Raw genomic sequence first — 8,867 nt, forward strand, 5'->3', positions numbered from 1 at the left:
GAGGCGCTGGGAGAGGTCCGCGAGATCGTCGACACCTGTGACTTCTTCCTCGGCGAGGGCCGGCGGCTCTACGGCCAGACCGTGCCGAGCGAGATGCCGAACAAGCAGCTGTTCACCTTCCGCAATCCGGTGGGCACCGTCGCCGTCATCACCGCGGGCAACTTCCCGGTGGCGGTACCGTCCTGGTACATCGTCCCGGCGCTGTTGTGCGGCAACACCGTCGTCTGGAAGCCAGCAGAGTACTCCGCGGCCGTGTCGGCGGCGTTCCATGAGATCTTCGTCCGCGGTGGCGGGCTCCCGCCCGGCGTCTTCAACGTGGTCCACGCCGACGGAGCGTCGACGTTCTCCGGTCTGCAGACGGCGCTCGAGGCCGGTACGGTCGACAAGGTCGGCTTCACCGGGTCTCCCGAGGTGGGCAGCGAGATCGGCGCCCTGACCGGGCGTCATCTGCAGACCGCCTGCCTGGAGCTCGGCGGCAAGAACCCGCTCGTGGTCACCCCCAGCGCCGATCTCGATCTCGCGGTCGAGGGAGCCTTGTTCTCCGGCTTCGGCACCGCAGGGCAGCGCTGCACCTCGCTCGGGACGGCTATCGTCCACGAGTCGAAGCATGCCGAGTTCATCGAGCGGTTCTCGGCGGCCACCGCCAACGCCGTCGTCGGCGACCCGATGGGCGAGGTCCTGATGGGGCCACTGCTCGACGAGAAGTTCGCCCAGCGGTACGAGGAGATCCTCACCTGGATCCAGCCGCACCACACGGTCTACGGAACACCAGGCCGGATAACCGCGGACAGTCCGAGGCACGGATTCGCGGGCAATCCCGACGACGGTCTCTACTTCCACCCCGTGATCGTCGACGGCGTGCGCCCCGGCGACGACCTGTTCGACCGCGAGACGTTCGGGCCGATCGTCGGCGTCACGTCGTACAGCGACTTCGACGAGGCGATCGAGCTGGCCAACGCGCCCGGATACGGGCTGTCGTCCTCGATCTATACCACCGACCCGGCCGACGCCTTCGCGTTCCGGAGCCGCATCGGCGCCGGTATGGTGAGCATCAACAACTCCACCTCCGGTGCGGAAGCTCACCTGCCGTTCGGCGGCAACGGCAAGTCCGGGAACGGTTCACGCCAGTCCGGTCTCTGGGTGCTGGACCAGTTCACCCGCTGGCAGTCGATGAACTGGGACTATTCAGGGAAACTGCAGAAGGCGCAGATGGATATAGCCGAGCTCGTCCCGGACACGGAGTTCCGTCTGGGCAGCTGAGGTGGCATGGGTTTCGGCACAGGCCGTGCGTCGTCACGGCAGGACGATCAGCGGGGGTCTTCACGATGACCGAGCAGGACGCCGAACTCGTACGTTCGATGGCGGCGCTCTCGCGCCCGGCGGCGGCGCACGATCAGCGCCCTGCCACGGACGACGAGCGGTCAGACGTGCAGGGCGAGCTCTGGTGGCGGGTATTCGACGCGCAGGTCACCAGCCGGCACCTGGACGGCGTCGCCCGCGAGCTTCAGGCAGCGGGGCGCGGGTTCTACACGATCGGATCAGCTGGCCATGAAAGTAACGCCTGCGTCGCCGAAGCGCTGCGGCCGAGTGACCCCGCCCTGCTGCACTACCGTTCCGGCGCCTTCTATGTCGCTCGGGCGGCGCAGGTTGAGGGTTCGACGCCGGTCCGGGACATTCTGCAGGGGCTGACCTGCGCCGCCGGCGAGCCGATCGCCGGCGGCAGACACAAGGTGTTCGGCAACGCCGCGTTGTCGATCATTCCGCAGACGTCCACCATCGCCTCGCACCTGCCGCGTGCGGTGGGGCTGGCGGTCTCGCTACATCGCGCCCGCCGCCTCGGCGTGCATGCTTCGCCCCTTCCATGGCCGGATGACGCCGTCGTCGTGTGTTCGTTCGGAGACGCATCCGCCAACCACTCCACGGCTGCCGGCGCGATCAACGCGGCGATCAACACGGCCTACCGTGGGTTGCCGGTGCCGTTGCTGTTCGTCTGCGAGGACAACGGGCGCGGGATCTCGGTGCCCACGCCCGATGGCTGGATCGAAGCCGCCTACGGTTCGCGTCCCGGGTTGGCCTACCTGGCCGTGGACGGGTCCGATCCGGCGGTCACCCTCGATGTCGCCACCCAGGCGGTCTCCCAGGTGAGGCAACGACGGCGGCCGGTGTTCCTGCACCTGAAGACCGTCCGGTTCGGGGGTCACGCCGGCAGCGACGCCGAGATCAGCTACCGGACATCCACCGAGATCGCCGCTGATCGTGCGCACGATCCGATCCTCGGCACTGCTCAGCTGCTCGTCGGGCGCGGCGCCGCCAGCGGCGACCAGCTCGTCGCCCGTTTTCACGCCCTCAGGTCCGAGGTGGACGCCGCCGCGGAGGAGCTCGGTGATGCGCCCAAACTCGGTTCCGCGGCGGAGGTGATGGCACCACTCGCGCCCCGCTCGCCCGTGGCCGTCGCATCGGCGACGGCCACGTTCACCGCCGCGTCCACCGCCATGTCCACCGATACGTCCACTGACAGCTCTGCCGCCACGACCGCCGGCAGCTCTCCTGCTGAGTCGCCGAAGACACCCCAGCAGCCCATGACACTCGCCGAGTCGATCAACGCCGCGCTCGCGGATGCGCTCGCCGGTGACACCCGCGTCGTCGTGTTCGGCGAGGACGTCGGCCGCAAGGGCGGCGTCTACGGGGTGACGCGGGGCCTGCAGCGCCGGTTCGGCGCGGCTCGCGTCTTCGACACGCTGCTGGACGAGCAATCCATCCTCGGTCTCGGCCTGGGCGCCGGGCTCGCCGGGCTGCTGCCGGTGCCGGAGATCCAGTACCTGGCGTACCTGCACAACGCCGAGGACCAACTCCGCGGCGAGGCCGCCACGCTGTCGTTCTTCTCCCAGGCGCAGTACCGCAACCCGATGGTGGTGCGGATCGCCGGTCTGGCCTACCAGAAGGGCTTCGGCGGGCACTTCCACAACGACAACGCCGTCGGCGTCCTCCGCGACATCCCCGGCCTGGTCGTCGCCTGCCCGGCGCGAGCCGACGACGCGGCGGCGATGCTGCGCACATGCCTGGCGGCCGCGGACGTCGACGGCACTGTCTCCGCCTTCCTCGAGCCGATCGCGCTTTACCACACTCGTGACCTGTACGACGAGGGCGACGGCGGCTGGCTGGCCACCGACTCGGGCGATCATGTACCGATCGGACGGGCCCGTGTCTATGACGTGGGCACCTCCGACGACGGCGGGGCGGACCTGACCATCATCACCTTCGGCAACGGGGTGCCGATGAGCCTGCGTGTCTCTCGCAGGCTGGCGGAACGCGACGTCCACACGCGCGTCGTCGACCTCCGGTGGCTCGCACCGTTGCCCATCGACGACGTCCTCCACGAAGCGGGTGCGACGGGCCGGGTGCTCGTCGTCGATGAGACACGAGCCGCCGGCGGAGTCAGCGAAGGGGTGCTCGCAGCCCTGGCCGACGCCCGCTTCTCCGGCGCAATGACTCGCGTGAGCAGCCGAGACAGCTTCGTTCCGCTCGGTCCGGCCGCGCGACACGTCCTGCTCAGCGAGGAAGAGATCGAGAAGGCCGCCATCGAGCTGGTCACGTACGGCCCGGGAGAACCAAGCGCCGCGCACGATCAGAAGGGGCGCTCCTTCGGTATCCAGCGACGTGTCAAACACCGACGCAAAGGGAGAGGACGCGACCGATGAACGGGATGGCCCCGCTGCAGTTGCTCGTGATCGACCATCTGCTCGACGATGACGAGCTGGCGATCCAGGACACGGTACGCCGGTTCGTCGACGACCGGGTCCGGCCGAACGTCGCCGATTGGTACGAGGATGAGCCGGCGCCGGAGACCATGCGGGATCTGGCGCGCGAGGCCGGCAAGCTGGGCCTGCTCGGCATGCACCTGCAAGGCTACGGATGTGCCGGGACCAACGCCGTCGCATATGGGCTGGCCTGTATGGAGCTGGAAGCCGGCGACTCAGGGGTGCGCAGTCTGGTGTCTGTGCAGGGCTCGCTGGCGATGTTCGCGATCTGGCGCTTCGGATCCGAGGAGCAGAAGCAGCGTTGGCTGCCGGGTATGGCCGAAGGTGAGCTCATCGGATGTTTCGGGCTGACCGAACCGGACTTCGGTTCCAACCCGGCCGGCATGCGTACGTATGCCCGGCGGGATGGCACGGACTGGGTGCTGAACGGCACCAAGATGTGGATCACGAACGGGTCGATCGCCGACGTCGCCGTCGTCTGGGCGCAGACCGACGAGGGCGTGCGTGGGTTCGTCGTGCCGACCGACACGCCCGGCTTCTCCGCGCCTGCCATCGGCAAGAAGCTCTCCCTGCGGGCCTCGATCACCAGCGAGCTCGTCCTCGACGGGGTACGGCTGCCGGCGGATGCCGTACTGGCCGATGCCACCGGGCTGCGTGGGCCGCTGTCCTGCCTCAACGAGGCACGCTTCGGCATCACGTTCGGAGCGCTCGGCGCTGCTCGCGACTGTCTGGACACCACCCTGGCCTACACCGGCAGCCGCGAGGTCTTCGATCGGCCGCTGTCGTCGTTCCAGCTGACTCAGTCGAAGCTCGCCGACATGACGCTGGAGCTGCAGAAAGGGTTCCTGCTCGCGATGCATCTCGGGCGGTTGAAGGACGACGGGCGGCTCGACCCGCGACAGGTCAGCCTCGGCAAGCTGAACAACGTCCGAGAGGCGCTGACCATCGCCCGTGAGTGCCGTACCATCCTCGGCGCCAGCGGGATCACCCTCGAGTACCCCGTGCTCAGACACGCCAACAACCTCGAGTCGGTGCTGACGTATGAGGGCACGTCCGAGATCCATCAGCTCGTCATCGGTCAGTCACTCACGGGCGAGTCGGCCTTCAGCTGACCCGGTGAGCTAGTCCAGCCGCTCGTCGAGGAACTTCTCCCACGTTCGCCGGCCCACCGCCCGGTCGGGCGCCAGGTTCGCACCGGACCGGTATGCGCGGGCGGCTTTGCCTGGAGCCTTGACCGGCAGGACCAGCCGGCGCCGGTGAGAGGCACGCAGATACGTCCGGACCATCTCCGCCATCTTGTACACGCGGGGCCCGGCGAGGTCGGGCACGAGGCCCGCTGGTTCCCCCAGGGAGAGCTCAACCAGCCGGTCTGCCACCTCGGCGCCGTCGACCGGCTGGAACTGGAAGCCGGACGGGGCCGGTACCACGGGCAGCCTCGCCATCTGTTGGATCATGGCTAGCATCGCCTCGTGGAACTGGGTGGCCCGCAGCGTCGTCCACGGCAGACCGGAGCCGGCAATCACCTTCTCTGCGGCTAGCTTGGAAGCAAAGTAGCCGAACATTGCCCGGTCGGTTCTGCTGACCACTGGAATCCGCTCGACACCGACGACCGAGATGTATACCAGGTGCTGCACACCGGCCGCCGAGGCCGCCTGCACCAGGTTGCGGGTCTTGTCCTCATCTCCTTTGGCGGTACCTGCACAGTGGACAACGGTCGAGATCCCGTCGACCGCGCGTTCGAGCCCGTCGCCAGTGGCGAGATCGCCGGTCACGTACTCGACGCCGTCGCCGGACTCGTGGCGGCTCCGGCTGAGCACCCGCACCTTGCGGCCCGCATCCTGCAGGCGAGGGAAGATGAGGCGGCCGAGTGTGCCTGTGCCGCCGGTGAGCAGAAGGTCTGGACTCATGTTTCTCCACTTTCGGTTGTCCGGGAGTCGGCATCCCGGTGACATCAGCTGGATAGTGCGGGGCTACTTTGATGACACCCGGCGACAGAGGAATGTGACTGGATGTACGAGGGTGATGTGCTGACCGAGCGGTTCGGCGAACACCGCACGCGCCTGCGCGCGGTGGCGTACCGGATGCTCGGCTCGCTCGCCGACGCCGATGACGCCGTCCAGGAAGCCTGGCTGCGCGTCAGCCGTGCCGACACAAGTAACGTCGAGAATCTTGCGGGCTGGCTGACCACGGTGGTGGCACGTGTGTGCCTGAATATGCTGCGCACGCGGGAGAACCGGCGCGAGGAGCCCCTCGACGTGCACGTTCCGGATCCGATTGTCGGCCACGAACAGGGAAACGATCCCGAGCACGAGGTGATACTGGCCGATTCGGTCGGGCTGGCGCTCATGGTGGTACTCGATACGCTCAACCCAGCTGAGCGGCTCGTTTTCGTGCTACACGACATGTTCGCCCTGCCGTTCGACGAGATCGCCTCGATGATCGACCGGTCCCCGGCGGCAGCGAGACAGCTCGCGAGCCGAGCCCGCCGTCGCGTGCGCGAAGCGGCACCAGAGCCCGACCGCGATCTCGTACGGCAGCGCGAAGCTGTCGACGCATACTTCGCCGCCGTCCGGAACGGCGACTTCGACGCCCTGGTCGCCGTGCTCGACCCCGATGTCGTGATACGTGCCGATGGCGGCGCCGTGCGCGCGGGCCGGACCGCCGTTGTCCGTGGTGCGCAAGATGTCGCCTCTCAGGCGGTGAGGGCCACACGACTCGCTCCATTCGTGCGGCCGGCACTGATCAACGGCACCGCCGGAATCGTCGCCATTGCCCAAGGGCGGGCTTTCGCCGTCATGGGCTTTACGGTGGTACAAGGAAAGATCGTCGCGATCGACGTGCTCTCGGATCTCGAACGCCTGGCCAGTCTCGAACTGCCAGCATTCGAAGGCTCAGCATGACTCGGCGGCTGACGCTCGCCTCGCCCGCTCAACCTCGTACGATATTCGCCGGTGAGGAACGCGACCTACGTGTTGTCGGTGACTAATGGACTTGCATCGAAAATGTGTTCGATGTTGGCTGTTGTCATCAGCTTGTGGAGCGGTGTTCTGTGTCCCGCTCGGGTGTGTCGGGTTGCGGTGGTTGGTGGGTGCGGCGGATGCGGCCGGACCGGGTCCCCACTGGACGCTCGACGACACCCTCGACGACGCTTCCGGGCACGAGCAGCTCTGGACGAGCGCGGCCGAGGCCACCGGGCTCTACGGACGGGCACCTCGCCGGGGCGGCGCTGCTGCGGTGGATCGGCTGCACTACAACGCGACCGGGGTCCTTGGGAAGCTCGCCTTCGCCGCCGAAGGCTGAACAGAATCCGCCCTCATTTGAGGTGAGATTCTGTACACCCGCTTGAAGATTGGCCCGGCCGGAGGGCAGAAGAGCTCAAGGCTCGCAAACAGGTCAGCGCTCAAGGCGCGACAAGCCACATCTGGCCGGTTTCCTCCCCGTAGCTCAGGACCGAAGCCTCCCCCACTTTGCCCCGGTCTCCGTTACTGCAAGTTGCGCGAGACGCGGCCGGAAGGCGGACGAACTAGGTGGACGTCAACATCAAGCTTGACGCACCGACTGTTCGTGCGATAGTTGCTTGGCCCCCAACTCTGACTGGGTGTTCCAGGTGGGTCTTGTCGATGGTTGCCGTGATGGTGGATGGGTTGCCGAGGAGATCGCCCATGTCGATAGTGAGGCGGTCCGTGCCGAATCGGGCCATGTGCGCGGCCAGGCAGGCTGTGCTGTTGGCATTGGCGATGTCCTCGGGGACGCCGATCGACGGGGCGAACATCCGAGCGGCTGCCCGGCCGTGCCGGTCCGGGATCGAGTAGGCGTAGCAGCCCAACAGGCCGTAGCGGTCGCAGGCGGCACGTAGCAGGGCGAACTCTGGGGAAAGGTCGGCCAACGCGGCGCGCGATCGGACTGGCAGGAGAAGCCTCGGCCGCCCATTCGAGGCCACGCAGGCGTTGCCGACGACGGCATCGTCAGCCAGGCCGAGGCCGGCTGTGACCGCCCTTAGCTCGGGTGCCTGGGCGACGCGCAGGTTCACCGGGCCCGGGTCGAACGACGCTGTCACGCTGTCGCGGTTTCGGATGGCCCAGCCTTCGAAGCTGCGGCTCGTCGTACACAGCACGGCGTGGTGGTCGCTGCCGCCTTCGCGTATGGCGAGCAGCGCCAGGGCCGCGACGGTGCCGTGGCCGCAGGCAGGCAGTTCGCCTTCGGCGGTGAAGAACCGGAGCGAGTACGAGGCACGGCCGCGCTCAACTCCGGTGGCACGGATGAAGACGGCGTGCGAAGTGCCCAGTTCCCCGGGAATGCGGCATCGCTCCTCGTCGGTGAACGACGCTTCGTCGACCACCGCGGTCGGACTGCCGCCCCGGCCCTGCCGCTGACACGCGTCGATGACCACTACCTCGGGCATGGCACCGGGTCGGTCGTCAGCAGCATCGTCAGGTCCAGCGCGGGCGCGCCGTGCGTCAACGCGCCGACCGAGATGAGGTCGACTCCCGTCTCGGCAATGGCGCGGACGCTGTCCAGACGGACGGTGCCCGAGGCCTCCAGCAGGATCAGGGAGGCGTCGGCACGCTCGGCCCGGATCTTCACGACCATTTCGATGTCGGCCACCGGCATGTTGTCGAGCATGATCCAGCGGGCCCCGGCATCGAGGGCCTCCTGTGAGGGGAACTCTGTCATGGTCCGTGGTCTCCAGTCCTGTGGTTACGAGCCGAAAATCTGAGGTGTCCCGCGCGCGGACCGCTGTCAGAACCGGTTGCGCTAGCCGTCGCCGGCACCCTCGGCGGCAGTGGACGGGGCGTCGGCAAGCTCGGCAGCCCACCGCCGCGACCACTCGATGACCGGACCGAGGGACTCGCGGGCGTCATGGCCGAGCGGGGTGAGGGTGTAGTTGCCGTCGCGCAGCACCTCGGCGAGCCGAGCCTCTTGGAGCTCTGTGAGCCGTTGCTGCAGGACGCTTGACGACATGCCGTCGCAGCGCCGCTGCAGGAGCCGGAAGCCGAGCGGCTCGTTCCCCAGCTCCCAGATGATGCGCAGAGTCCAGCGGCGCCCGAACAGGTCCAGTGCCGCCATCAACGATCGTCCCGTGGTGGAACCGCGGGCCGGCCGGCCCGG

Annotated in this window: 9 protein-coding genes; 5 read left to right on the top strand and 4 right to left on the bottom strand. The window is 67.9% G+C overall.

Annotated features, from left to right (window positions below):
* The 3 genes from ELR45_RS30300 to ELR45_RS30310 form a co-directional block, all read left to right on the top strand.
* Window positions 1-1,260, top strand: a 1,260-nt coding sequence (locus tag ELR45_RS30300) for an aldehyde dehydrogenase family protein (RefSeq protein ID WP_205857568.1), incomplete at its 5' end; no start/stop codon positions are given.
* A 65-nt stretch (window positions 1,261-1,325) separates the two neighbouring features.
* Window positions 1,326-3,698 (top strand): thiamine pyrophosphate-dependent enzyme, encoded by a 2,373-nt coding sequence (locus tag ELR45_RS30305; RefSeq protein ID WP_129669619.1) that lies wholly within the window; start codon window positions 1,326-1,328, stop codon window positions 3,696-3,698.
* Window positions 3,699-3,703: 5 nt separating this feature from the next.
* Window positions 3,704-4,870: an acyl-CoA dehydrogenase family protein gene (locus ELR45_RS30310; protein WP_420813979.1), complete on the top strand. Its 1,167-nt coding sequence runs from the start codon at window positions 3,704-3,706 to the stop codon at window positions 4,868-4,870.
* Between the two features lie 9 nt (window positions 4,871-4,879).
* On the opposite strand, the gene ELR45_RS30315 is transcribed toward ELR45_RS30310, so the two are convergent.
* A complete protein-coding gene (locus ELR45_RS30315; protein WP_129669621.1) occupies window positions 4,880-5,665 on the bottom strand; it encodes an SDR family oxidoreductase in 786 nt (261 codons plus the stop codon).
* A gap of 102 nt (window positions 5,666-5,767) precedes the next feature.
* On the opposite strand from ELR45_RS30315, the gene ELR45_RS30320 reads away from it, so the two are divergent.
* Together ELR45_RS30320 and ELR45_RS30325 are read left to right on the top strand one after the other, a co-directional pair.
* Window positions 5,768-6,658, top strand: coding sequence for a sigma-70 family RNA polymerase sigma factor (locus tag ELR45_RS30320; RefSeq protein ID WP_129669622.1), 891 nt, complete (start codon window positions 5,768-5,770; stop codon window positions 6,656-6,658).
* A 142-nt stretch (window positions 6,659-6,800) separates the two neighbouring features.
* Entirely contained in the window at window positions 6,801-7,058 is a 258-nt protein-coding gene (locus ELR45_RS30325) for a hypothetical protein (RefSeq protein ID WP_129669623.1), read from the top strand.
* A 223-nt stretch (window positions 7,059-7,281) separates the two neighbouring features.
* On the opposite strand, the gene ELR45_RS30330 is transcribed toward ELR45_RS30325, so the two are convergent.
* The 3 genes from ELR45_RS30330 to ELR45_RS30340 form a co-directional block, all read right to left on the bottom strand.
* Window positions 7,282-8,160, bottom strand: a complete 879-nt coding sequence (locus ELR45_RS30330) for a PhzF family phenazine biosynthesis protein (protein ID WP_129669624.1) — start codon at window positions 8,158-8,160, stop codon at window positions 7,282-7,284.
* Complete coding sequence (locus ELR45_RS30335; protein ID WP_129669625.1) at window positions 8,148-8,432, bottom strand: beta/alpha barrel domain-containing protein; 285 nt, start codon at window positions 8,430-8,432, stop codon at window positions 8,148-8,150. The genes ELR45_RS30330 and ELR45_RS30335 overlap by 13 nt, the downstream gene beginning before the upstream one ends.
* Before the next feature lie 81 nt (window positions 8,433-8,513).
* On the bottom strand, window positions 8,514-8,867 hold a 354-nt coding region (locus ELR45_RS30340), incomplete at its 5' end, for a winged helix-turn-helix transcriptional regulator (RefSeq protein ID WP_205857569.1).

The sequence above is a fragment of the Phytoactinopolyspora endophytica genome (assembly GCF_004138495.1).
Lineage (GTDB): Bacteria > Actinomycetota > Actinomycetes > Jiangellales > Jiangellaceae > Phytoactinopolyspora > Phytoactinopolyspora endophytica.

Excerpts from the sequence above, each read along its gene's own strand:
- ELR45_RS30305 (WP_129669619.1), top strand. The coding sequence starts at position 1,326 with ATGACCGAGCAGGACGCCGAACTCGTACGTTCGATGGCGGCGCTCTCG.
- ELR45_RS30310 (WP_420813979.1), top strand. The coding sequence starts at position 3,704 with ATGGCCCCGCTGCAGTTGCTCGTGATCGACCATCTGCTCGACGATGAC.
- ELR45_RS30315 (WP_129669621.1), bottom strand. The coding sequence starts at position 5,665 with ATGAGTCCAGACCTTCTGCTCACCGGCGGCACAGGCACACTCGGCCGC.
- ELR45_RS30320 (WP_129669622.1), top strand. The coding sequence starts at position 5,768 with ATGTACGAGGGTGATGTGCTGACCGAGCGGTTCGGCGAACACCGCACG.
- ELR45_RS30330 (WP_129669624.1), bottom strand. The coding sequence starts at position 8,160 with ATGCCCGAGGTAGTGGTCATCGACGCGTGTCAGCGGCAGGGCCGGGGC.
- ELR45_RS30335 (WP_129669625.1), bottom strand. The coding sequence starts at position 8,432 with ATGACAGAGTTCCCCTCACAGGAGGCCCTCGATGCCGGGGCCCGCTGG.